Annotated in this window: 20 protein-coding genes and 1 riboswitch; of the genes, 8 read left to right on the top strand and 12 right to left on the bottom strand. The window is 62.2% G+C overall.

All coding sequences use genetic code 11. The features are described from left to right. Positions 1–57: 57 nt before the first annotated feature. From CSE6_RS14180 to CSE6_RS14145, 8 genes are all read right to left on the bottom strand, one after another. Positions 58–1,272, bottom strand: coding sequence for an ATP-binding protein (locus tag CSE6_RS14180; RefSeq protein WP_034377493.1), 1,215 nt, complete (start codon positions 1,270–1,272; stop codon positions 58–60). Then, positions 1,269–5,105: a cobaltochelatase subunit CobN gene (cobN, locus tag CSE6_RS14175; protein WP_059440789.1), complete on the bottom strand. Its 3,837-nt coding sequence runs from the start codon at positions 5,103–5,105 to the stop codon at positions 1,269–1,271. The genes CSE6_RS14180 and cobN overlap by 4 nt, the downstream gene beginning before the upstream one ends. A 63-nt stretch (positions 5,106–5,168) precedes the next feature. Then, positions 5,169–6,215 (bottom strand): cobalamin biosynthesis protein CobW, encoded by a 1,047-nt coding sequence (gene cobW, locus CSE6_RS14170; RefSeq protein ID WP_034351882.1) that lies wholly within the window; start codon positions 6,213–6,215, stop codon positions 5,169–5,171. Between the two features lie 21 nt (positions 6,216–6,236). Beyond that, on the bottom strand, positions 6,237–7,094 hold the full coding sequence (locus CSE6_RS14165) for a (2Fe-2S) ferredoxin domain-containing protein (protein ID WP_059440788.1): 858 nt from the start codon (positions 7,092–7,094) through the stop codon (positions 6,237–6,239). After that, on the bottom strand, positions 7,091–7,906 hold the full coding sequence (locus tag CSE6_RS14160; protein WP_083994737.1) for an ABC transporter ATP-binding protein: 816 nt from the start codon (positions 7,904–7,906) through the stop codon (positions 7,091–7,093). The genes CSE6_RS14165 and CSE6_RS14160 overlap by 4 nt, the downstream gene beginning before the upstream one ends. Continuing rightward, positions 7,906–9,042, bottom strand: a complete 1,137-nt coding sequence (locus tag CSE6_RS14155; protein ID WP_152668583.1) for an iron ABC transporter permease — start codon at positions 9,040–9,042, stop codon at positions 7,906–7,908. The genes CSE6_RS14160 and CSE6_RS14155 overlap by 1 nt, the downstream gene beginning before the upstream one ends. Then, positions 9,039–10,100 (bottom strand): ABC transporter substrate-binding protein, encoded by a 1,062-nt coding sequence (locus CSE6_RS14150; RefSeq protein WP_238585701.1) that lies wholly within the window; start codon positions 10,098–10,100, stop codon positions 9,039–9,041. Before CSE6_RS14150 ends, CSE6_RS14155 begins: the two co-directional genes overlap by 4 nt. A gap of 70 nt (positions 10,101–10,170) precedes the next feature. After that, positions 10,171–12,303, bottom strand: a complete 2,133-nt coding sequence (locus CSE6_RS14145; RefSeq protein ID WP_238585700.1) for a TonB-dependent siderophore receptor — start codon at positions 12,301–12,303, stop codon at positions 10,171–10,173. A gap of 155 nt (positions 12,304–12,458) precedes the next feature. After that, positions 12,459–12,702, bottom strand: a riboswitch (cobalamin riboswitch). A 260-nt stretch (positions 12,703–12,962) separates the two neighbouring features. On the opposite strand from CSE6_RS14145, the gene CSE6_RS14140 reads away from it, so the two are divergent. Further along, entirely contained in the window at positions 12,963–13,457 is a 495-nt protein-coding gene (locus CSE6_RS14140) for a DUF2721 domain-containing protein (RefSeq protein ID WP_003062966.1), read from the top strand. A 14-nt stretch (positions 13,458–13,471) separates the two neighbouring features. Next, positions 13,472–13,801: a hypothetical protein gene (locus tag CSE6_RS14135; protein ID WP_012838045.1), complete on the top strand. Its 330-nt coding sequence runs from the start codon at positions 13,472–13,474 to the stop codon at positions 13,799–13,801. A 1-nt stretch (position 13,802) separates the two neighbouring features. On the opposite strand, the gene CSE6_RS14130 is transcribed toward CSE6_RS14135, so the two are convergent. After that, positions 13,803–14,723: an HTH-type transcriptional regulator ArgP gene (locus CSE6_RS14130; protein WP_012838046.1), complete on the bottom strand. Its 921-nt coding sequence runs from the start codon at positions 14,721–14,723 to the stop codon at positions 13,803–13,805. A gap of 91 nt (positions 14,724–14,814) precedes the next feature. On the opposite strand from CSE6_RS14130, the gene CSE6_RS14125 reads away from it, so the two are divergent. Next, positions 14,815–15,465, top strand: coding sequence for a LysE/ArgO family amino acid transporter (locus CSE6_RS14125; protein WP_059440785.1), 651 nt, complete (start codon positions 14,815–14,817; stop codon positions 15,463–15,465). Positions 15,466–15,523: 58 nt separating this feature from the next. On the opposite strand, the gene CSE6_RS14120 is transcribed toward CSE6_RS14125, so the two are convergent. Both CSE6_RS14120 and CSE6_RS14115 read right to left on the bottom strand, forming a co-directional pair. Then, on the bottom strand, positions 15,524–15,832 hold the full coding sequence (locus CSE6_RS14120; RefSeq protein ID WP_003062961.1) for a hypothetical protein: 309 nt from the start codon (positions 15,830–15,832) through the stop codon (positions 15,524–15,526). A gap of 164 nt (positions 15,833–15,996) precedes the next feature. Beyond that, entirely contained in the window at positions 15,997–16,473 is a 477-nt protein-coding gene (locus CSE6_RS14115; RefSeq protein ID WP_003062959.1) for an Lrp/AsnC family transcriptional regulator, read from the bottom strand. Between the two features lie 88 nt (positions 16,474–16,561). Here CSE6_RS14115 and CSE6_RS14110 point away from each other — a divergent pair, with 88 nt between their 5' ends. The 4 genes from CSE6_RS14110 (at position 16,562) to CSE6_RS14095 (ending at position 22,825) form a co-directional block, all read left to right on the top strand. Continuing rightward, positions 16,562–17,461: an EamA family transporter gene (locus tag CSE6_RS14110; RefSeq protein WP_034369627.1), complete on the top strand. Its 900-nt coding sequence runs from the start codon at positions 16,562–16,564 to the stop codon at positions 17,459–17,461. Between the two features lie 465 nt (positions 17,462–17,926). Continuing rightward, positions 17,927–19,849 carry a PrkA family serine protein kinase gene (locus CSE6_RS14105; protein WP_059440784.1) on the top strand — a complete coding sequence of 641 codons (1,923 nt, stop codon included), beginning with the start codon at positions 17,927–17,929 and terminating at the stop codon, positions 19,847–19,849. Positions 19,850–19,925: 76 nt separating this feature from the next. Next, positions 19,926–21,194 carry a YeaH/YhbH family protein gene (locus tag CSE6_RS14100; protein ID WP_059440823.1) on the top strand — a complete coding sequence of 423 codons (1,269 nt, stop codon included), beginning with the start codon at positions 19,926–19,928 and terminating at the stop codon, positions 21,192–21,194. After that, positions 21,191–22,825 carry a SpoVR family protein gene (locus CSE6_RS14095; protein WP_034377501.1) on the top strand — a complete coding sequence of 545 codons (1,635 nt, stop codon included), beginning with the start codon at positions 21,191–21,193 and terminating at the stop codon, positions 22,823–22,825. The genes CSE6_RS14100 and CSE6_RS14095 overlap by 4 nt, the downstream gene beginning before the upstream one ends. A gap of 238 nt (positions 22,826–23,063) precedes the next feature. Here CSE6_RS14095 and CSE6_RS14090 read toward each other — a convergent pair whose 3' ends face one another. Continuing rightward, positions 23,064–23,849, bottom strand: coding sequence for a MetQ/NlpA family ABC transporter substrate-binding protein (locus CSE6_RS14090; protein ID WP_003055852.1), 786 nt, complete (start codon positions 23,847–23,849; stop codon positions 23,064–23,066). Between the two features lie 167 nt (positions 23,850–24,016). Here CSE6_RS14090 and CSE6_RS14085 point away from each other — a divergent pair, with 167 nt between their 5' ends. Next, positions 24,017–24,256: a DUF3820 family protein gene (locus tag CSE6_RS14085; protein ID WP_012838051.1), complete on the top strand. Its 240-nt coding sequence runs from the start codon at positions 24,017–24,019 to the stop codon at positions 24,254–24,256. Positions 24,257–24,271 lie beyond the last annotated feature (15 nt).

The following is a 24,271-nucleotide window of genomic DNA, read 5'->3' as shown; positions in this document are numbered from 1 at the left end:
CATGGCTGGCCAAGGCCAGGCCATGGTTTTCGGAGCCGACTTGCCCCCGGCCGGCGCTCAGCGCAGCGGACCGGAGGCTCGGGCTTTTTTTGCGGCCAGGGCCTCCAGGGCTGCCTGTGCCATGGCGTCGGCCTGTTGAGCCTCAAATACGACGCTGCTCACGGCTTGAGCCTGTCCCCAGCCGGCAGGCGGCTGTTCGAGGCTCGGGCCTGCCTCTTGAGGCAAGGAGCTGGTGGCGCCGGGCTCGCGGGTAGCCGGTGAATGAGATGCTGGTGCCTGGGTATCGGGCTCTGTGCGGGCTGAGCTGCCCGCGCCTGACGGTGTGGCGGGCGTTGCCGGCGGCTGGGCAGAAGGCGTGGCTGCGGGGGGCTGCCGCAGCTGGCTGGAGCTGCCCGGATCTGGCTGGCTGGCGCGATGCTGCAGCACCAGTGGCGCGACTTCGGACACATGTGCGGGCGTGATGCTCTGACTGCCTTGCCAGGCCGCCAGGGCGCGTGCAGCGCGCAGCATGACCAGGTCGGCGCGCAGCCCGTCGACCTGGGCGGAAATACACTGCAGGGCCACGGCCTCGTGGACGGCATCGCTCCAGGCCAGCTCCGAGGCATTGCGGCAACGGCTGCGGGCCAGCGTCAGCCTTTGGCGAATCTCCTGCTGCTCGGTTGCATGAGATCGGGCGAAGCCCTGGGGATCCTGATCAAAGCGTAGCCTGGCTTTGACAATGCTGCTGCGCAGTTGCGGATCATTGGCATTGTCCAGTTGCACGCAAAGGCCCAGTCGGTCCAGCAGCTGTGGCCGCAGCATGCCTTCCTCGGGGTTCATGGTGCCGATCAGCACAAAGCGCGCGGCATGGCTGTGCGAGATGCCGTCGCGCTCTATGCGATTGATGCCGGAGGCCGCCACGTCAAGCAGCACATCGACGATGGCATCGGGCAGCAGATTGATTTCATCGACATAGAGCACGCCGTCGTGCGCCTTGGCAATCAGACCCGGAGCGAAGCCCACTTCGTGGCCTGAGAGCGCCTTGGACAGGTCCAGACTGCCGGTCACATGCTCGATGGAAGCGCCTAGCGGCAGGGTGACAAAGGGCGCAGGGGCCAGCAGGTCCGCCAGCGCGCGGGCCGCCGTGGACTTGGCCGTGCCGCGCGGGCCTCGAATCAGCACGCCGCCCAGCTGCGGCTCTATCGCGGCGAGCAGCAGGGCCTGCACGAGGGCGGGCTGTCCCTGTATGGCAGAGAGTGGGAATACGGGTGCCGGATCGTGGTTCGGGCTCATTGGGAAACCTGTCCTTCCATGAATTCTTCGTGCTCCAGCATCTGGGTCAGCAGGCTCTGGCGATGCTCGCCGGGCTGCTCCCACATGCCGCGGTCTATGGCTTCCAGCAGGCGCGAGACGATATCTCCCAGCGCCTGTGGATTGTGCTGGCGCAGAAACTGGCGCACGCTCTCATCTTCTACATAGGCCTGGGTGACCATGGCGTAATGCTGGTCCGAGACCAGCGCGGTGGTGGCATCGAAGCCGAACAGATAATCCACCGTCGCCGCCATCTCGAAGCCACCCTTGTAGCCGTGGCGCATGGCGCCCGCAATCCACTTGGGGTTGGTGACGCGGGCGCGCACCACGCGGCCGATCTCCTCGGCCAGGGAGCGAATCCTGGCAGACTGAGGATTGCCGTGGTCGCCATGATAGACGGCAGGGTCGCTGCCGCCCAGGTGCCGCACTGCCGCCACCATGCCGCCCTGATGCTGGTAGTACTCGCTGGAGTCCAGCAGGTCATGCTCGCGGCTGTCCTGGTTCTGTAGAACCACATCGAGTGTCTGCAGACGCTGCTCCAGCGCGGCGCGGGCCGGCACGCCATCGGCCTGCTGGCCGTAGGCATAGGCTCCCCAGTGCAGATAGTGGCGTGCAAAGTCGCCCGCGTCGGTCCACTGGCCGCTACGCAGCATCTCATGCATGCTGGCACCATAGCTGCCGGTGGGCGCTCCGAAAACGCGCCACAACGCCTGTTCGCGGGCCGCGTCGGCGCTCAGGCCCTGATCCACGGCAGCCTGCGTATCTCGCAGCACGCGCGCGCGGATGGGGTTGTCCTCGGCGTCCTCATCGAGCTCGGCCACGGCACGCACCGCGGCATCGAACATCTGCACCACATTGGGAAAGGCATCGCGGAAGAAGCCGCTGATGCGCAAGGTCACGTCGACACGCGGGCGACGCAGCCCCACGGCGGGAATGACTTCAAAGTCGGTCACGCGCTGGCTGCCGGCCGCCCATTTGGGACGAACCCCGATCAGGGCAAAGGCCTGGGCGATATCGTCACCGCCGGTACGCATGGTGGCTGTTCCCCAGACGGAAAGACCGATGGCCTGTGGATATTCGCCATGCTCCTGCAGATAACGCTCCAGCACGCGCTGCGCGGACTGCTGCCCCAGCGCCCAGGCGGTCTGGGTGGGGATGGCACGGGTGTCCACGGTGTAGAAGTTGCGCCCTGTAGGCAAGGTGTCGCAGCGCCCGCGCGAGGGTGAGCCGCTGGGGCCGGGTGGCACAAAGCGTCCTTGCAGTGCTTGCGAGAACTGCAGCAGTTCCTGCGGGCCGCAGGCATCCAGTGACGGTGCAATTTGCTGCTCGATGCGCGTCAGCACTTGTAGTGTGTGCGGCCAGTCGCCGGCCAGCGCGGGATTGGCAATGACCTGCAGGGCCAGCAGCTCGAGCCGCTCGCGCGTGTCGCCGCCATGGCGCCAGCTGCCGGCATCCTGCTGCTGCAGCGCGGCCGGGCGCGGGCCGTTCCAGGGGGCTGCGGCATCCATGTCCAGCGGGTTCCAGTCCATGGCCGGCAGCAGGTCGGCTGTCAGCGCATTGAGCAGGCCTTGCTCGCTGCCGACATTGCCGGGATAGCGTGCCAGCGAGAGCAGGGTGGATTCGCGCAACTGGCCCTGTGGCGAGCTGCCGAAGATATGCAGGCCATCGCGGATCTGGGTTTCCTTGAGTTCGCACAGATAGGCATCGATGCGTTCCAGCAGCAGCTCGTCGGCACCGGGCTGCGCGCCCGCCGCTTCGAGACCGAGTTCGCGCAGCAGATCCTGCTGTCTGGCGCAGTCCAGAATCTGCTTGCGCAGCATGCCGGAACGGCGCAGATCGACCAGCAGGGCTTCGTAGTACTCGTCCACCAGGCGTTCCAGCTCCTGCATGGGACCGTGGTTTTCGGCGCGCGTGAGCGGTGGCATCAGATGGTCGATGATGACGGCCTGGCTGCGGCGTTTGGCCTGAGCCCCTTCGCCGGGGTCGTTGACGATGAAGGGGTAGACATGCGGCAACGGGCCGAGAATGGCATCGGGCCAGCATTGCTGCGACAGCGCGAGGCTCTTGCCCGGCAGCCATTCCAGATTGCCATGCTTGCCCACATGGACCATGGCGTCCACGCCGAACACATCGCGCAGCCAGAAGTAGAACGCCAGATAGTGATGGGGCGGCACCAGCTCGGCGTCGTGATAGCTGGCGTAGTCATTGCGCCCGTCGAGAGAACGTGCGGGCTGTATGCCGACAAAGACATGGCCCAGCTGCAGGCCCGCAATCATGAACCAGCCATCGCGCAGCATGGGGTCTTGCTCGGGCGCTCCCCAGCGCTCGGCTATGGCCTGGGCCATATCGCCGGGCAGTTGTGCCAGACGCTGTTGATAGGCCTGCAGCGAATAGCCCTGACTTGCAGGGCGCAACGGCCATTTTTTGGGGTCATTGGCGATGCCTTGCTGCAGCAGGCCCATCAGCGCCAGGCCGGAGTCGGGCCGCGCAGCAGCATCCCCCAGTTGCCAGCCGTCGCGTGCCAGCTGATCCAGCAGGGCAATGACGGATTCCGGCGTATCGAGACCCACGCCGCTGCCCATGCGTGCCTCGCTGCCCGGGTAGTTGGCCAGTATCAGCGCGGCTTTCTTCTGAGCCGCAGGCTTGCTGCGCAGCTGGCACCAGCGCCAGGCCAGCTCGGCAATCCAGGCAATGCGGTCGGGCTCGGCCTGGTAGCTGATCACATCGGTTTGCGTCAGCTCGCAGCGATGGGCCAGGCCTTTGAAGCTCATGGCGCGTGTCATGATGCGACCGTCCATCTCGGGCAGCACCACCTGCATGGCAATGTCGCGCGGGCGCAGGCCCTGGCTGTCGGCCAGCCAGTCCTCGCGGTTGCTGCCGCTGGCAATCACCTGCAGCACGGGAATGTCGCCGGCCAGCGCGTCGGCCGCCTCGCCGGTGCGCGCATGTTCTCCGAGGGCCGCAAACGCCGTGGTGTTGAGAATGATCTGCACCTGGTGGGTGATGCACAGGGAGCGCAGCGTCTGCAGGCACAGCCCGTCCTTGAGCGACTCCAGGGCCAGCGGCAGCGGGTTCAGGCCGCGCGCGAGCAGGGCGTCGGCCATGGCATCGAAGGCCTCGGTATTGGCCGCCAGCAGATGCGAGCGATAGAAGACCAGCATGGCCACGGGGGCGCCGGGCGTCCAGCGTGCCTGCAGGTCGTCCAGGCCCGGAAGATGCTCTGCATCGTCAGCCAGCCAGGCTTGAGGCACATGCACGGCCACGGGGGGCAGCACCCGCACGGGCGCTCCCTCGCGGCCCTGGTTCAGGCCCCAGGCTGCCGCCATGTGCAGGAACTCGCGTGCATTGCCCAGGCCGCCGGCGCGCAGGTATTGCCACAGCGCACGGCTTTGCTCGGGCTCCAGCGTGCCTTTGGCCAGCAGTTCGGGATCTTCCTGGTTGTCGCCCGAGAACATGGCCAGCTTCTGGCCCTTGCGGCGCGCCAGCTTTTGCAGCTGCTCGATGCCGTAGGGCCAGGTGGACTCGGCTCCCAGATGATCGACGATGACCAGCCTGGCATGCTGCAGCACCTCGTCGATATACAGATCGAGCGAGGCGCTCTGGCGCAGATGCAGCAGGTTGGCCAGGCGCAGCGTGGGCGTGGACCCTGCGGCCCGGGGCTCGGCCTGTAGCCACATCCGGTAGGCATCGGCCAGCAGCGACAGCGTGGTGTCGGCAGAGCTGAGCACCACCATGTCTGCAGGCGTCTGGTCCAGACGGGTGATGATGCTGTCGTCTTCGACAAAGCCGCCGGGGCGGGAGCTGAGCAGGTGCATGATTCAAAAAGATAGCTTTATCCGCTTGCCAGTAAAGCGATAGAGGCCGATTTGGCTAGGATTTTATGCCTGGGCGCCCATCAAGGCCTGGCGCAACATGGCGGCGTCCAGCTGCTTGCCGATGAACACCAGACGCGTGGCCGCAGCTTCGCCGTCGGCCCAGGCACGGTCGAAATAGGCATCAAAACGGCGGCCCACGCCCTGCACCAGCAGACGCATCTTCTTGCCAGGCAGAGCGGCAAAGCCCTTGACGCGCAGCACGCCATGCTGCTCCACGATGGACTGCAAGGCCTGCATCAGGCGGTCGCGATCCACGGCACCCAGGTCGAGGTGCAAGGAGTCGAAGGCATCGTGGTCATGGTCTTCGTCATGGTCATGGTGGCTGTGCTTGTCGTCGATCGACAGCTCGGCGGCGCGATGCTGGCCCAGCAGCACGTTCAGGGGCACCTGGCCCTGCACGGCTTCGATCATCTTCACGCTGGCCGGTACTTCTTCGGCCACCAGGGCTCGCACCTGACCGAGTTGTTCGGCCGTGACCAGATCGGCCTTGGACAGCACCACCAGGTCAGCGGCCGAGAGCTGATCCTCGAACAGCTCATGCAGGCTGGCGTCATGGTCCAGATTGGGGTCGGCCTGACGCTGCTCGTCGACAGCATGCGGATCATGGGCAAACTGGCCGGCGGCCGCAGCGGGCGTGTCGACCACGGTGACCACGGAATCGACGGTGAAGACATTGGCAATGTCGGGCCACTGGAAGGCCTGGACCAGGGGTTTGGGCAGGGCCAGGCCGCTGGTCTCGATCAGCAGCACATCGATGTCGGCGCGGCGTTCTGCCAGGGCCTTCATGACGGGGAAGAACTCTTCTTGCACGGTGCAGCACATGCAGCCGTTGGCCAGCTCGTAGATCTGGCCGTCTGCGCCGCCTTCCTCCTTGCAGCCTATGGCGCAGGTCTTGAGGATTTCGCCGTCAATGCCCAGTTCGCCGAACTCGTTGACGATGACCGCCACGCGCAGGCCCTTGGCCTGCTCGAGAATATGGCGCATCAGCGTGGTCTTGCCGCTGCCGAGAAAACCGGTGACGATGGTGGCGGGGATTTTGGTGGTTTGCATGGATCACTCTCCGGATGGGGATCAACAGGGAAATTCGACAGGTAAAACTGATTCGTGCAGCGCGGGCCGTGGCCCATGCACGCGCAGGTGTTCGTGGGGGCAGTCATGCTGCTGCACATGGGCTGTCAGCACGGGCTCGATCGTCGTGGCATCCATGGGGCCGTACCACACGCCTTCGGGGTAGGCGATCATCAGCGGGCCGTGGTTGCACGGGTACTGGCAGCTGGTTTGCAGCAGCATCACCTGCTTTTTGAGCAGCGGGTTTTGCTGCACGGTGCGTGCCAGTTGCGGCCACAGCGCGACGGCTCCCTTGGCCGCGCAGCGTGGGCCCACGCACCACAGCACATGGTGCTGGTGCTCCGGCACTTGGGACCAGGCTTTGGGGTCGCGCTCCCAGTCTTCATCGGCCAGCAATTGCGGCACATCGGGCTGCTGCAGCGCGCTGGGAATGGTGGCGACCAGCAGCTCGGCCAACGCCGGCAACTGCAGCAGGGGTTGAGCAAACACGATGCGAGGGGCGTGTTTTCCGGGTTGCCCTTCAGCCTGTTGCTTGGCGCGCCAGCGCATGATGAGCTTGTGCAGCCAGCGGCGCAGTGAAGGCTCGTCGGGCACCATGACGGGCAAGATCAGGATCTGATCGGCATCGGCGCACAGGTCCAGCGCTTCGGGCAAGGCAGGCTGTGCTCGGTCCACAAAGGCCGGCTGCACACGCAGCACAGGCGTTTGTGCGGCAGCCAGCCGGGCCTCAAGCTGCGTTGCCAGATCGCTCAGTTCCGTCAGGCCGCCCGCATAGGCCGCACCGCGGCTGAGCACCACGATGGCCAGGCCGGCGTTGGCTGCAGGTAAAGAGGGCGTGGGCTCAGTGCAGGTCTGGGTCATAGCAGCTCATCCGGCATGAATTCGATCACGGGCTTGCCCGTGCGTGCGCTGGTGTGCACCTGGGCGCGCACGCCGTAGACACGGGCAATGGTCTCGGGCGTCAGCACTTCGGTCGGAGTGCCTTGCGCCACCAGTGCACCGTGCTGCAAAAGGTAGATGCGGTCGCAGTAGTGCGCAGCCAGCGGCAGCTCGTGCAGAGCGGCCAAAGTGGTCAGGCTCAGGCCGCGAATCAGATTCATCAACTCGAACTGGTGGCGCACGTCGAGGTGGTTGGTGGGCTCATCCAGCACCAGCAGCGGTGCCTGTTGGGCCAGTGCGCGGGCCATGAGCACGCGCTGCTTCTCACCGCCCGAGAGCGTGGAAAACATGCGCTCGGCCAGTGGCTGGGCCTGCACCCGCGTCAGCGACTGGGCGACGATGGCAAAGTCTTGCGCGCTGTCTTTGTCAAAGGCGCTTTGGTGCGGCGTGCGTCCCATCAGCACCACATCGCGCACGCGCAGATCGAACTCGTTGGCATTTTCCTGTGCCAGCACGGCCATGGCACGGGCGTTGTCGCGAGCACTGTGCCGCCAGACGTCGCGTTCTTGCATACAGACCGTGCCGCTGGCGGGTCTGAGGATGCGGTAGATCATGCGCAGCAGCGTGGACTTGCCACTGCCGTTGGGCCCAAGCAGGCCCACGAACTGGCCACGCGCCACCTGCAGGCTGACATCACGCACGATATGCGCCGCTGCGGCCTGAAAGTTGAGCTGGCTGGCCTGCAAAAGCAGCTCGCTGTGGCTGGGTGCCTGAGCTTGATGGGCTTGGAACATCACAGGTTCAGCCTTTCCCGGGCATTCTTGCGGCACAGCATCCAGACAAAGAAGGGGCCGCCCAGCAGCGAGGTGATGACGCCCACGGGCACCTCGGCCGGGGCAAAGCTGATGCGCGAGAACACATCGACCCAGACCAGGAAGATGGCGCCCACCAGCGCCGCCACGGGCAGCACGCTGCGATGCTCGGCCCCCACAAGCATGCGCGTGACATGAGGCACGATGAGGCCCACGAAGCCGATGGGGCCTGTCAGCGCCACCAGCACGCCGGTGACCAGAGAGACCAGCACAAACAGCCAGCGCCTTGTGCGCGTGGTGTCCACGCCCAGCGTCATGGCGGTTTCTTCGCCCGCGAGCAGGGCATTGAGTGAGCGCGCCTGCGTCAGCAGCAGCACCACGCCCGCCAGCAGCAGCAAGGCTGGCAGGCCCAACTCGTCCCAGCGCGTGCCGGCCAGGCTGCCCAGTGTCCAGGTCAGCACCGAGTTAGCCAGCTCGCGCTGATCGGCCGTGAGCACGATCAGGCTGGTGACGCCGCCCAGGCAGTAGGCAATGGCCACGCCGCCCAGAATCAGGCGCGAGGCCAATAGCCTGCCGTGGGCATGGGCGAGAAAATACACCGTGGTGCAGGCGGCCAGCGCGCCGCCAAAAGCGCCCAGCGGCAGGGCCAACTCGCCCGCAAAGGCCAGTGTGCCAAAGGCCAGCACGCTGACCGCGCCTACCGAAGCGCCAGACGACACGCCCAGCAGATAGGGGTCGGCCAAGGGGTTGCGAACCATGGCTTGCATGGCCACGCCCACCACGGCCAGTCCTGCTCCGGCCAGAGCGGCGAGCAGCACGCGCGGCAGGCGCACGCGCCAGACGATTTGCTGCTGGGCCACGGTCCAGTCACCTCCGGACCCGCCAAAGTTCAAGCCCAGGTTGTTGAGTTGCAGGCCTATTTCATGCGCCGTGATCTGCCATGCCAGTTGCGGCGCCATGCGTACCGGCCCCAGCGTGATGGCCAGCGTGAGCGAAAGCAGCAGCAGCGCGATCAACGCCGCCAGCCACAGTGCCAGTTGACGGCGCTGGGCCGAGAAAGCATTGGCGGTGGCGCTGACCGAAGCCGCACTGCTTGGGTGCTCGGCGGTCTGCATCATGGCTCGCTCACCTGCTCGGGTATCTGCTCAGGGTGCAGCGCATGGGCCAGGCGCTGGGTGGCGGCGACATTGCGCGGGCCTGGCGTTGCCTCGGCAAACTCCAGCAGCACGAACTTTTGCTCGCGTATGGCCTTGAGGTGGGCCAGCTCGGGCTTGGCCAGCAGAAACTGGCGTTTGCCGTCGGTCACGGGTCTGTCGTTATCGACGATGACTATCCAGTCCGGTTCGCGGGCAATCACGTCTTCCCAGTTGCCGCGCATCCAGCTGCTGTCCAGATCGTCAAAGATATTCGTTGCGCCCGCGGCCTCGATCATGGCCTGGGGCATGGCATAGCGGCCCGTGGTGACGGGGATGTCTGTACCGCTGTCAAACACAAAGACCTTGGGTTTGTGGCTCACGTTCTGGAGGGCATCGGTCACGCGCTGCAGCTGGGCGCGCTGCTTGCCCACCAGCGCCTGGGCGCGTGCCTCGATGTCAAAGATGCGGCCCAGGTTGAGCAGGTCGTTGAAAGTGTCTTCCAGCGAAACGCGTTCGCGAGCCACCTGCCGTATGCAGGATTCGCTGAGCACATAGCTGGCGATGCCCAGCTCCTTGAGGCTGGCAGGAGTGATCTGGCCGGGTCTGAAGCCATAGGACCAGCCGCTGAAGACAAAGTCCGGCTGGGCGTTGAGCAGGGTCTCCAGGTTCATGCCCTGGCTGGACAGATCGGGCACGCCGGCCAGCAGCGGCTGCATGGCGGTGGGCAGGCGGCTGATGTCGCGCAGACCGCCATAGCCCACCAGCCTGTCCTGCAGGCCCAGGGCAAGAAACATCTCCAGCAGATTGATGCCGTGCACCACGGCACGCTGCGGAACTTTGTCATAGGCCACGGGCTGGGTGCAGACATCGATGGTGAGCGCTGTTGTTGCCGCCTTGCTGGGTGATGTTTGCGGGATGCTGCCGGCCTGATGGCTTTCGCCGCAGGCGCTGAGCGCTGCTGCCGAAGCCAGCACCGCAACAAACCATAGCGGTTGCTTCAGTAACAGGAGCTTCTGGCGCATGTATTTAAAGGACTTCATGGCTAAAAGTGTCTGAACTCAAGAAAATACAAGCGCAGGCAGCTACTGTTATAAAAGCGATGCATGGCACTTAGAACGTGAACTCGGCCGTGAGATCGACGCGCCGCCCCTCACTCGGGTAAGCCTGTGACGCCCTGGCGCTGGAGACGGCCGAGTAGGTGTAGAGCTTGTCCGTCAGGTTGCGCAGCGTCAGGCGATAGGTGCTGTGCGGCTGGGGACGCCAGCTCAGTGCTGCATCCCAGACGGTGTAGCCGCCGCTGCGCGCGGTGTTGGCGTTGTCCGCAAAGCGGCTGCCCACTGCACGTGCGCCCAGCGATGCCTGCCAGCGGCCCAGGGTGCTGTGGGTGGTGTAGTGGGCCCACAGATTGGCGGTGTTGCGCGCCACATTGGTGGGACGCTTGCCGGAGCGGTCGGCGCCACCAGCTTCGATCAGTTGGTCATACTTGGCGTCGACAAAGGCGTAATTACCCTCAAGGCGCCAGTTGGGCGACAGGCGCATCACCGCGCTCAGCTCCAGCCCCTGCGAGCTTTGCTTGCCGCCTTGCACGGACAGCAAAGCGTTGTTCGGTTCGCGCGTGATGATGTCTTTCTTCTCGATGCGATAGGCGGCGGCCGTCCATTCGCCCTGGCCCTGGGCGAACTGCTGCTTCAGGCCCAGCTCGATCTGGCGTGCCGTGGTCAGCTTGAAGGGGCTGTTGCCCAGGTTCAGGGTCAGCACATTGGTGACTGGGTCATGGCCTTGGGATAGCTGGCCGTAGAGGCTGGTCTGGGCACTGAGCTTGTGCGTCAGGCCCAGGCGCCAGGCCGTGCCGGTCAGACGTTTGTCGAAGGAGCCGCTGCCCACCAGATCATTGCGCTCAAAGTCCGTGAGGGCGCGGCGTATGCCGGCCAGCAGCAGCCATTTGTCGGTCAGCGTCCAGGCATCCTCGGCATAGAAGTCATGCGTGGTGGCCTGAGTGCGGTAACTTGGCAGCATGGGCGAGGTATTGGGCCAGTAGCCCAGCGAGGGCTCGTTCACGCCGATGGTCGCGCTGCCCGCATAGTCGTTGCGGGCAAAGTTGAAGCGGGCGCGGCTTACCTCCCAGCCCGCTACTACTTTGTGTGCTCCGGCCTGGATGGTGGTTTCCAGCCGATTGCCGGTCTGGGCCAGATCGTGGGCCAGCTCCAGATAGTCACCCAGCGTCACTTGCTGCTTGCTGGGGTTGTAGCTATAGGCTTCGATGTTGCGCCAGTAGCGATCGGCCTTGAAATGGTAGAGCTCGTTGCTCACGCTCAGCCAGTCGTTGACCTGGTACTGGGCACGGGCGCGCACGCGCTTGTCCTTGATGCGGATATCGCTGTCAGCGGTGTTGAAGTTGCGCCCCAGCAGCTCGGGCACGATGGCACCGTTCACGGTGGGTGTGCCGAAATAGCGTGCAGGTTTTTCGTCGCTGACATCGGCCAGCAGTTCCATGCGCAGGGCCGCCGTGGGTTGCCAGCGCAGCGTGCTCATCAGCTTGCCGCCGCTGGCGCGGCTCATGTCGTGCTCGCCATTGGTGTGGTGGCCATAGGCATCCAGGCGGTAGCTCAGCGTGTCGCTCAGCGCGCCGCCCATGCCCAGACCGAGCTTGGCCGTACCGTGCGAGCCGGCCCCGACCAGTACTTCGCGCACAGTCTCCTTGCTGGGCTGCTTGCGCACCACATTGGCCGTGGCGCCCACGGTACCCGTGCCATAGACGATGGAGGCAGGGCCGCGCAGCACTTCCACGCGCTCATAGCCCCAACTGTTGGCAGGGTATGGCGTGGTCGACGAGGCCACGCTCAGGCGCACGCCGTCTTCGGCGATGCCCACCGAGTTGGTGCCGGTGAAGCCGCGCGTGCTGAAGGACAGGCTGCTGTAGCTTGTGGCAGACAGTGGCGTCATGCCCACGGTGCGGCCGATGATGTCGGCCATTCGGCTGTCACCGCGCTCCTGCCAGGTCTGCTCGTCCACATAGTCGAGGCTGGCGGGCAGGTCGCGGGTGGCGATGCCGGTCCGGCTGCCCGATGTTGTTGGCTGCGACAGACCCAGTCCGCCAGGGGCGTTGTCCGTGACCTGTACGGTGGGCAGTTGTGCTGCCGAGGAGAAAGTGGAGGGGCTTGAGCTGTTGGCCGAAGGTTCTGCGGCCAAGGTCAAGGCAGGTGCCAGGCCGATCAGGGCAGCAGGCAGGGCGAAAGATTTCATGTCGTCAGCGAGAACTGACCAGCCTGCATGCATGTGACGAGACATGACCTGCGTCCGGAGTGCGCCTGGGTGTGCGCGCCTGTCGCCGATCAGTTGCCGTCACGCTGCTCCCCGCAGACGGTCGTTGCAAATGCCGACTGCCGGAGTTGCACCCGGACGGTCAGCGCTTAACAGGCCGGTATCCGGGCTGGCAGATTGCGCGAGGCATGCCACTTCGTCTTCCCAGCGCTGCCGCGCACCTCTTGAAGAGGCCACGTAGAACGCCAGTGACTGGCTCTTGCTGGTGCAAAAGCCGTGAAGTGGATTGATCTGCTTACCGTTGCGGGGGCAGCCAAGGCTTTGAACCTTGTTCCCGTTTAACCCGATGAAATATCGGGCACCTGCTACGTTGAACAAGCTTGGCAGACCGTAGTCTGAAAGATCGTTCGCGAAAAATTATATAGCAGCAGCCATCGGTAGTGCCTACGAGGCGGGATCCATGGCGACAAGGACAGACACAGGGCCAGCACCGGCATTGCGGCAGGCATGCCAATTGCCGTCAAACATCTGGCGCAGTAGAAAAACAGCCATGGCTGTTTTTTGAGTGAATTCAGTCAAAACTGAGCTGATATTTGTGCATAAAAATAGAGGCTGAGACAGCCCCCGATTTTGAGGACACCATGAGCATCTGGTCCATCGACGCACAGACCGTCACCCACAGCATTCAGCTCGCTGTTGCGCCGGTTTTTTTTCTGACTGCCGTGGCCGGCATGATTGGCTCCGTAGCGGGGCGGCTGGCCCGCATCATTGACCGCGCCCGCAAGCTGGAGGAAAGCCTGCGCACCCTGGACGATCACGATCTGATCGCCCGCCATCTCAAGGAACTGCATTTTCTGCGCGAGCGCGGGCGACTGGCCAACGTATCCATCGCGCTGCTGACGCTGTGCGGCATGTGCATAGGGCTGACCATTGTGCTGCTGTTCGTGGGCCAGGCCTACGGCGTCAGCGGCCACGGCTATGCCGTTTTCAGCTTTCTGCTGGGGGTGCTGGCCTTTGTGCTGGCTCTATGCTGCTTCCTCTGGGAGACCATCATGGCGACACGCATTCTGGACTTTCATATGCTCACCCAGGCCAGGGCGGCCGTGCGCCATGTGGAGTCCGAGCATCGCCCCTGATTGCGCTGCGAGACATGTTCTTCCTGCCTCTGATCCTGGTGCCCATCGTCTTCCTGATGGCACTTGCTCGCCTCTATCAGATTCCCGTGCAGCTGCGTTCGGGCCGGTTGCTGCTGGTCGAGCGCGGCAGACTGCTCTTGCGTCTGGCCACCTTGCTGGCCTATGCCGGCCTGCTGGCAGGTAGCGGGGCATTGCTTGCGGTCTTGGTGTATGCAAGCTTTTTCGCGGCCGACCGATGGTCGGCCTATCTGCATCTGGCCCCTTATCTGGCGCTTTATCCCTTTCTCTACCTGGCGGCTGCCTGGGTGTTCTATTACGGCCTGAAAAAGTCTTCAGCAGACTGAGCTAGTCCTTCATGGGCTCCAGCCAGGCAGCTGCGGCATGGATGATGCAGTCGGTCAGGCGTTGCAGGCTGGCCTGAGCATTGCGGGTATGGGCCCAGTACATAGGGATGTGGAGATCTCTGCCCGGGAGCAGTTCCATCAAATCGCCACTGGCCAGCTGCGGGGTGATCAGCTGTGCCGGGTGCATGCCCCAGCCCATGCCCAGTTCCACGGCACGGGTGTAGCCCTGGTTGGAGGGCAGAAAGTGACGCGCGTTGTTGCGCCGTCCGTCCAGCCCCAGGCCGTGCAGCCATTGGTCCTGCAGGCTGTCCTTGCGGCCGTAGTACATCATTGGCGCCTTGGCCAGCATCTGGGCCAGTTCCCGATCCGACTCGGCCTGGGCCAGGTGGCGCTGCACAAACTCCGGGCTGGCCACGGCGATATAGCGCATGCGGCCCAGGGGCCAGGTGTTGCAGCCAGCAATCGCAGAGCCCGTGGCCGTGACGGCGGCCATGACTTCGCCTTCCTTGATGCGTTTGGCCGTGTGGTCCTGGTCGTCAATGCTGATGTCCAGCAGCTCGTTGCCATCCTGCGTGAAGGCCGCCATGGCATCCATGAACCAGGTCGACAGGGAGTCGGCATTGACCGCCAGCTTCAGCGTGGGCAGGGCAGTCTGTCCTTCGGGGACCAGCTCGGGGTTCTTGCGGCGCAAATCGTTTTCCAGCAGCGCCACCTGCTCCACATGCAGGCACAGGCGTCGGCCGGCCTCCGTGCCGGTGCAAGGCGTACCGCGCAGCACCAGCACCTGTCCCACGCGTTCCTCGAGCAGCTTGATGCGCTGGGAGATGGCGGAGGGGGTGACATGCAGCTTGCGCGCCGCACGCTCGAAGCTTCCCTCGCGCAATACGGCGGCAAGCGCTTCCAGTCCCGCGTAGTCCAACATTAGAAATTCTTCATTGAATTGAGTAAATGTAATTTTACTTAATTGCTTCGCAGAGCAAGAATCCGGGCCGGTTTGGAGGAGTCAGCGGCTCATGGACATGACAACTAATTTTTATTCCGCCTGGATTGCAGGCTTTACGGTGTGCGCTTCGCTCATTGTTTCCATAGGAGCCCAGAACCTGTATGTGCTGCGTCAGGCAGTGCATGGCGAACATGTGAAGGCCTGCGTGGCTCTGTGTGTGCTCAGCGACGGGCTGCTGGTTGCGCTGGGGGTGGCCGGCATGGCGCAGATGCTGGCCAGCTATCCGGCATTGGCTCAGTATCTGACGCTGGGTGGCGCCGCATTCTTGCTGGCCTATGGCCTTTTCGCCTTGCGGCGCATGTGGCTGGCCCCGGATGCCGCCACGGAGGCCGGCGAGCGCAGGGCTGCACCACGCGGAATGATGAGCGTGCTGGCTGCGCTGGCAGCCATCACTTTGCTCAATCCTCATGTGTACCTGGATACGGTCTTGCTGATGGGCTCGATTGGCGCCCAGCAGGAGGGTGCGGGCCGCTGGTCCTACGTGATGGGGGCGGCCTCGGCCAGCTGCCTCTGGTTTGTGCTGCTGGCGATGGCGGGGCGCCGTCTCAAGCACTTGTTTGCCAACCCCGGTGCCTGGCGCGTCATGGACGGCATCACCGGTGTGATGATGCTGTGTCTGGCCTGGTGGGTGGCAAACAGCGCTTTGGGAATGGAGATTTGAGTCTCAAGTTGCGCCAGCGCCATTCATTGCAGGCTCTTTCACACTCCCACATCGGGTTTCAAGCCTCTGCGGCTTGTTCCCACAGACCCACGGCTTCAATGAGGTTCCAGCTATTGCATTCAATGCGGTAGTGGCCTGTGGCTCCGGTCTTCTGGCTCTGGCCCTCGATCACCACAATATGCCTGCCATGGCGCTGGGCCTCGGAGAGCGGGCGGATCTTGTCGTAGTTGTGCCTCTCGGCAATGTCGCCACGAAAGGCAATCGTCACTTGCTCGCGCCGGGGGAAGTAGTCCTTGGCATATTTGTCCAGAGTGCGATCGGCAACCAGCGTGGCCATATCGGGCGAGGTGGCGGAAGAAGCGTTCATCGTGTCTCCTCAAGAGTGGACTCTTGTTTGTGTGCGGAATCTGAGCCGGTTTATGACGCAATTGTTGCATTTTGTTTCCGGTGGCGCCAGTGCCAATCTCCATGGCAGATGGCAGACCTCGTCCTGCATCAACTCCGGCCGGGCGGTCGCACGGCGGAACCGCCTTATGGCGCAGACAGCGGCAGCTGCAGACCTGTCTTGATGCGCTCCAGCGCGATCGAGGTGCTGTAGCGGCGAATGTTCTCGTCCCCTTCGAACAGGCGTTTGCAGATGGCCTGGTAATCATCCATGTCGGTTGCCGTGACGACCAGGATGTAGTCGGTTTCGCCCGTCACATAGAAGCACTGCTGCACAGCCGCTTCGTCGGCGATACGCGCCCTGAAGCCGCGCGACAGATCCGGCCTGTCGTTGACCAACTGCACGGTGATGACCGCAGTCAGCGTGCGGCCCACCTTGACGGGCTCCAGCACGGCCACATTGGCGGCAATCACCCCGGTTTCCTGCAATCGTTTGATGCGCCGCTGCACGGCTGGGGCCGAGAGGTTGATGTGCTCAGCAATCAGACGCTGCGGCATGAGGTTGTCACGCTGGAGCAGGGCAAGAATCGCGTGGTCAAAGGAGTCCAGGTCGGCAGCAGGCATGGTGTTGGATGGGTTGAGAGCGAAACTTGCAGATTCAGGGCTGAAAACGAGCAAATTTCGCGGGTGACATGCAATATCGTACCCACCTATGTCAAAAAACAGCTGGAATCATTGGTGGCCCGTGTTGGCCGTGTTGGGCTCGGTCACTGCACTCGGGCTGGGGACTTCGCTGGCCAAGCAGCTGTTTCCTTTGATTGGTGCCCAGGGTACATCGGCACTGCGAGTGGGTTTTGCCGCGTTGATTCTGGTGTGCGTCTGGCGGCCCTGGCGCTGGTCGCTCAACCGTCAGCAGGCACTGGCTCTGCTGGTTTTCGGCATGGCACTGGGCGGCATGAATCTGATGTTCTACATGGCGCTGCGCGATATTCCGTTTGGCCTGGCCGTGGCCATCGAGTTTTCAGGACCGCTGGCCGTGGCCATCTACTACTCACGCCGCGCGCTGGACTTTATCTGGCTGGCGCTGGCGGTTGTCGGCCTGGCCTTGATTCTTCCTCTGGGTGGCAGTGCTTCGGGCCTCAACCTGTCCCCGGTGGGTATTGCCTGCGCACTCGGAGCCGCCATCTGCTGGGCCTCCTACATCGTTCTGGGGCGCAGGCTGGGCCATATCCCCAGCGGCCAGGCCGTCTCCCTGGGCTTGCTGTGCGCGGCGTTGGTGGTGGTGCCGTTTGGTGTGGCCGAGGCTGGAGTCAAGTTGCTGACGCCGTCGATTCTGCTGTTCGGGCTGATGGTGGCGGCCATCTCCAGTGCCTTGCCTTACTCACTGGAAATGCTGGCTCTGCGCCGTCTGCCGCCTGCGACCTTCGGCATCGCGCTGGCGACCGAGCCGGCCATTGCAGCACTGATGGGCATGCTGCTGCTCAGCGAGAACCTGACGGCCACGCAGTGGACCGCCATTGCCTGCATCATGGCAGCGGCCATGGGCAGTGCCGTGACGCGCCCAGGTACCAAATCGCCTGCGGTGGATGCTTCGGCAGCCACTTCCGGATGAATACCCATGCTATGAAAAGAGATGCTGCTAGCGCTTGCTCATCAATGCTTTGCCGAAATATTTCTAGTGAATAACCCTTGGAGTTTGAGCGGCAAGCTCTGTTTTCTGTAGCTGCAATAGTTCGAAACGCTGCTTGTGCAGCGTTTTTTTGTTGCCACCCAGATTGCCTGTAAAGCGATGTTCCTATCAGTTTTTCGAGTCGTCGAAATCTTGAATGATGGCAGATAGATAGGGGGCTTTATTGCTTCCATGAGGACAGACTTCTATGCTCATTTCGAGTCATATTTTTTGACCGATTTTTGCGCTATCCGGTTTGCGGTTTTGGCTGTCGTGGCTACTGCGTATTTGTAGGAATCTCGGTCTATTCAAATTAGGAGCGAGGTGCTACAACGGACGCACACGGTAACGAATGCCTTGCAACTTTGCGGCACTGATTCGAGCCCTGGTGCCGCCACGGGAGGTCATATGGATGTCATCAGCAATTCCGCAGCACGCTACGTTCGCCTGCGTGAAGAAGAAATGTCGCTGGACGAGTACCTTAGCCTTTGCCAGCGTGATCCCATGGCCTACGCCGGAGCCTCACAGCGCATGCTGTCCGTCATCGGTGAACCCGAAATGGTGGATACCCGCAACGATCCCGTGCTGTCGCGTCTGTTTGCCAACAAGGTCATCCGCCGCTATCCCGCATTCTCTGAGTTCTACGGCATGGAAGATGCCATCGAGCAGGTGGTGAGCTTCTTTCGCCATGCGGCCCAGGGCCTGGAGGAACGCAAACAGATTCTCTATCTGCTGGGACCTGTGGGCGGCGGTAAAAGCTCGATTGCAGAGCGTCTCAAATACCTGATGCAAAAGGCACCGTTCTACGCGCTCAAAGGATCGCCTGTGAACGAGTCGCCACTGGGTTTGTTCGACCCCGCGGAAGACGGCCCGGTGCTGGAAGACGAGTTCGGCATTCCGCGTCGCAGTCTGCAGCATGTACTCTCGCCCTGGGCCGTGAAGCGGCTGGAGGAGTTCGGCGGAGACATTCGCCAGTTCCGAGTGGTCAAACGCTACCCCAGCATTCTCAAGCAGATAGGCATTGCCAAGACCGAGCCCGGCGATGAGAACAACCAGGATATTTCCAGCCTGGTGGGCAAGGTGGACATCCGCAAGCTGGAAAACTTTTCGCAGGACGACACCGACGCCTACAGCTACTCCGGCGGCCTGTGCCTGGCCAATCAGGGTCTGCTGGAGTTCGTGGAAATGTTCAAGGCTCCGATCAAGGTGCTGCACCCCTTGCTGACGGCCACGCAGGAAGGCAATTACAAGGGCACGGAAGGCTTTGGCGCGATTCCGTTTGACGGCGTGGTGCTGGCACACAGCAATGAAAGCGAATGGAAGGCGTTTCGCAACAACCGCAACAACGAGGCGTTTCTCGATCGTATCTACATTGTCAAGGTGCCTTACTGCCTGCGTGTGAGCGAGGAAGTTCGCATCTACGAGAAGCTGATCCGGGAGTCTTCGCTGGCCAACGCCATCTGCGCGCCTGGCACGCTCAAGATGATGGCGCAGTTCTCCGTGCTCACGCGCCTCAAGGAGCCAGAGAACTCCAGCATCTTCAGCAAGATGCAGGTCTATGATGGCGAAAGTCTCAAGGACACTGATCCGCGCGCCAAGAGCTATCAGGAATACCGTGACTACGCGGGCGTGGACGAGGGCATGGAAGGCATCTCCACCCGCTTTGCCTTCAAGATACTGGCCAAGGTCTTCAATTACGACAGCACCGAAGTGGCGGCCAATCCCGTGCACCTGATGTATGTGCTGGAACGGCAGATTGAGCGCGAGCAATTTCCGGCCGAACTGGAGACCAAGTACATAGGCTTCATCAAGGAATATCTGTCCCAGCGCTATGCCGAGTTCATCGGCAAGGAAATCCAGACTGCCTATCTGGAGAGCTATAGCGAGTACGGTCAGAATATCTTTGACCGCTACGTCACCTACGCCGATTACTGGATTCAGGACAGCGAATACCGAGATACCGATACCGGCGAGGTGTTTGATCGCAATGCGCTCAATGCCGAGCTGGAGAAGGTGGAAAAGCCGGCCGGCATTGCGAACCCCAAGGACTTCCGCAACGAGATCGTCAACTTCGTGCTGCGGGCCAGGGCCAACAATCAGGGCAAGAACCCCAGCTGGACCAGTTACGAGAAGCTGCGCGTGGTGATCGAGAAGAAGATGTTCTCCAACACCGAGGAGTTGTTGCCGGTCATCAGCTTCAACGCCAAGGCCAGTGCCGAAGATGCGCGCAAGCATGAGGACTTCGTCACTCGCATGGAAGCCAAAGGCTATACGCCCAAACAGGTGCGTCTGCTTTGCGAGTGGTATCTGCGCGTGCGCAAGAGCAGCTGACAGCGGTGTCGGTGGCCCGGCGCGGCCACCGACAGGACGGTTGAGTTGAGAACAGCCCCTGGAGATGGGAGCACAGATGGCACTGCATATCATCGACCGCAGGCTCGCAGGCAAGAATAAATCGGTGGGCAACCGCGAGCGGTTTGTGCGGCGTTTCAAAGAGCAGATCGCGGAGGCGGTGCGCAAAGCCGTGTCTGCGCGCGACATCCGCCATATCGATCAGGCGGAAAGCATCACCATTCCGAAAAAAGACATTCAGGAGCCGGTCTTCAGGCATGGTCAGGGTGGTATCCGCGATATGGTGCTGCCCGGCAATCGCGAGCATGTGCGCGGTGATCGCATTGCCCGCCCGCCTGGTGGGGGCGGCGGTTCGGGGTCGCAGGCCAGCGATAGCGGTGAGGGGCAGGATGACTTCACTTTCACCTTGACCAAGGAAGAGTTCATGGAGCTTTTCTTTGAAGATCTGGCGCTGCCGCGCCTGCTGCGCAACCACATCGGCAATACCTTGCAATACAAGACAAGGCGCGCCGGCTACAGCCATGACGGCACGCCCAGCAATCTGGCGCTGGTGCGCACCATGCGCGGCGCCCTGGGGCGGCGCATTGCGCTGACCAAAGCTCCGCACCGTGAGCTCAAGGTACTGGAAGAACAGCTTGAAGCTCTGCTGGCGCAGGACGACGGCACCAGTGAGTCAGTAGCCGAGTTGCAACGCCGTATCGATACCTTGCGTGAGCGCATCGGTGCAGTGCCTTTCCTGGAGCAACTGGATCTGCGCTTTCGCAATCGCAGCAAGGTGCCCGTGCCCAGCAGCCAGGCCGTGATGTTCTGCGTGATGGACGTGTCCGGCTCCATGGATCAGGAGCGAAAGGAGCTGGCCAAGCGCTTTTTCATCCTGCTGTATCTGTTTCTCACAAGGCATTACGACAAGATCGAGATTGTTTTCATCCGCCACCACACCCAGGCCGCAGAAGTCAGCGAAGACGAGTTCTTTCACTCCACGGAAAGCGGCGGCACGGTAGTCAGCAGCGCGCTGGTCCTGCTCGAACAGATCATCAGGGCCCGCTACCCGGTCAACGACTGGAATATCTATGTCGCCCAGGCCAGCGATGGCGACAACTTCAGCGACGACGGCGGCAAATGCCACAGCCTTCTGGCCGAAAGAATATTGCCGCTGGTGCGCTACTACGCTTACCTGCAAGTGGTGCTCGAGGAGCAGAGTCTCTGGGAAGAGTACAGCCGCCTGCTGTCGCTGTTCCCCCATTTCGCCATGCGCAAGGTATCGGCAGCCAACGAGATCTACCCGGTGTTCCGCGATCTCTTCAAGAAGGATGGGGTATCGATATGAACCTCAATCTCTATCCCGTGCTGGATCTCAGCGCCAGCAGAAAGGCCGGAAATTCGCATGCCCAGGGGGAGCCGCGCTTTCGCGATGTGCCGCAGGCACCTTTGATGGCGTCCCAGCGACCGGCGTCTCCCTTGCCCGACCCCAGCGACTGGACTTTCGAGCTGATCGAACAGTATCACGCGGCGATTGCGGCCACGGCTGAGCGCTACGGTCTGGATACCTATCCGAATCAACTGGAGATCATCACGGCCGAGCAGATGATGGATGCATATTCCAGCGTGGGCATGCCGGTCAACTACCGGCACTGGAGCTATGGCAAGGAGTTTCTGGCCACGGAGCGCCGCTACCGACGAGGCCATATGGGACTGGCCTATGAGATCGTCATCAATGCCAACCCTTGCATCAGCTATCTGATGGAGGAGAACAGCACGGCCATGCAGGCCCTGGTGATTGCGCATGCGGCCTATGGGCACAACAGCTTTTTCAAGAACAATTATCTGTTTCGCATGTGGTCCGACGCGGGCAGCATCATCGACTATCTCGTCTATGCGCGCGACTATGTGGCGCAATGCGAGGAACGCTATGGCTTCGACACCGTGGAGCAGTTGCTGGATTCCTGCCATGCGTTGTCGAACTTTGGTGTGGACCGCTATTGCCGTCCCTCGCATAAAAGCCTGTCGCGAGAGCGCGCCGAGAGAGAGGCGCGTGAAGCCTATGTGCAGCAACAGGTCAATGTGCTGTGGCGCACGCTTCCAGCCCGAAGGGACAAGGACAAGGACAGCACGACGCAAGGCAGCGAGCGCTTTCCCCGAGAGCCCGAAGAGAACATCCTCTATTTCATCGAGAAGAACGCTCCCTTGCTCGAACCCTGGCAACGAGAGATCGTGCGCATCGTGCGCAAGATCGCCCAGTATTTCTATCCGCAGCGCCAGACTCAGGTGATGAACGAGGGCTGGGCCACCTTCTGGCATTACACATTGCTCAACACTCTGTATGACGAGGGTTGGCTGACCGACGGCGTGATGCTGGAGTGGCTGTCATCGCATACCAATGTGATCTACCAGCCGCCCGCTGGCCACCGGGCCTTCAGCGGCATCAATCCTTATGCGCTGGGCTTTGCCATGTACCGTGATATTCGGCGGATCTGCGAAAAGCCGACCGAGGAAGATCGCCGCTGGTTTCCCGACATGGCCGGCACGCCCTGGCTGCCGGCGCTGCACCACGCCATGCGCAACTACAAGGACGAGAGCTTTGTCGGCCAGTTTCTGAGCCCGCACCTGATACGCGACATGCGTTTGTTCTCTCTGCACGATGACCCTGACGAACGTGATGTTCTGGTCAGTGCCATCCACGACGAAGATGGCTACCGCACGCTGCGCCAGTTGCTGTCTCAGCAATACGACCTGGGGACGCGCGAACCCAATATTCAGGCCTGGAGCGTGAATCTGCGCGGCGACCGCAGTCTTACTCTGCGGCATACCCAGTACCAGGGCAGGCCACTGGCAGAAGATGCACAGGAGGTGCTCAAGCATGTGGCTCGCCTGTGGGGATTTGGCGTGCATCTGGAAAGCGTCAACGGCGATGGCGAGACACCGGTTTTGCGGCACTCGGTGCCTGCACCCTCGCATTGAGAAATCTCAATTGGAAGTTGCCTGAAGCCCTTGCCTGTAAAGCGCTATAAGCTATCAAACAAAAAGAAAAAGCGCTGCAGAAGCAGCGCTTTTTGCTGGGTCAGGTCGTCAAGTGTGGCCTGCGGCCGGTTCTGTCCGGCCCCGGGGCCACAGCGGGAGCCTGTGCCCGTACCCTTCACAACGCGGCAGTCTCTCCTGTCGAGGAGGGGCACGCCAACGTTTCTAAGGCCTTTGCGAATCAGAACGCGGGAACCACGGCGCCCTTGTACTTTTCCTGAATGAACTTCTTGGTGTCTGCAGAGTGCAGAGCGCTCATCAGCTTGGCAATGTCGGCGCCGTTGGCGCGATCCTTGCGGGCCACCACGATATTGGTGTAGGGCGAATCGGCACCTTCGATGAACAGCGCATCCTTGGTGGGGTTGAGCTTGGCTTCGATTGCGTAGTTGGTGTTGATCAGGGCCAGGTCGACATCAGCCAGGGCGCGGGGCAGCAAAGGCGCTTCCAGTTCCTTGAACTTCAGCTTCTTGGGGTTCTTGACGACGTCCAGAGCAGTGGGGGTCAGGCTCTTGGGATCCTTGAGCTCGATCAGACCATGCTTGGCCAGCAGAATCAGTGCACGGCCGCCGTTGGAGGGGTCGTTGGGAATGGCCACGGTAGCGCCATTCTTCAGATCCTTGATGTTCTTGATCTTGCTGGAGTAGGCACCGAAGGGCTCCACATGAACCTTGCCGTTGGGTACGGCCACCAGCGAGGTCTTGCGGTCCTTGTTGTAGCTGTCCAGATAGGGCTGGTGCTGGAAGAAGTTGGCATCCAGCTGCTTGTCTTCCACGGCAGCATTGGGCTGCACGTAGTCGCTGAACTCCTTGATTTCCAGATCGATGCCCTGAGCCTTCAGTGCGGGCTTGATGTGATTGAGGATTTCGGCGTGAGGAACGGCCGTGGCGCCCACCTTGAGCACGTCAGCAGCCTGGGCCGACAGCGCCAGAGTGGCAATAGCGATAGCAGAGAGAGCTTTCTTCAACATTGGTTCTGACCTTCTTCAGCAAGTTGCAATAAATTCCGGGCCTCATCTGGACCGCAGCGAACTAAGGTGCATAGTCTAGTGCCGTGTACCGACGTCTGCAGGACATTTTTCTTATTTGGTTATAAGAGCGTCGTTTTTTATACAAAATCTGATCCCGATTGACTGCCATGAATCCCGAAATGCTGGAGCGCCTGGTGCGCGTGCCTATGCCTTATGGCAAGTACAAGGGCCGTTTGATTGCCGATCTGCCCGGCAACTACCTCAACTGGTTTGCCCGCGAGGGCTTTCCCAAAGGCGAGATCGGTCAGTTGCTGGCCTTGATGCAGGAGCTTGACCACAACGGACTCAGCGGTTTGCTGGAGCCCATTCGCAAGGCGGCAGGGCTGCCGCCAAGAGCACAGGAATAGGCAAGAGAGAGGGCT

Source organism: Comamonas sp. E6, from assembly GCF_001010305.1.
Classification (GTDB): Bacteria; Pseudomonadota; Gammaproteobacteria; order Burkholderiales; family Burkholderiaceae_C; genus Comamonas; species Comamonas thiooxydans.
This window is presented reverse-complemented; position numbering and strand designations above follow the sequence as displayed.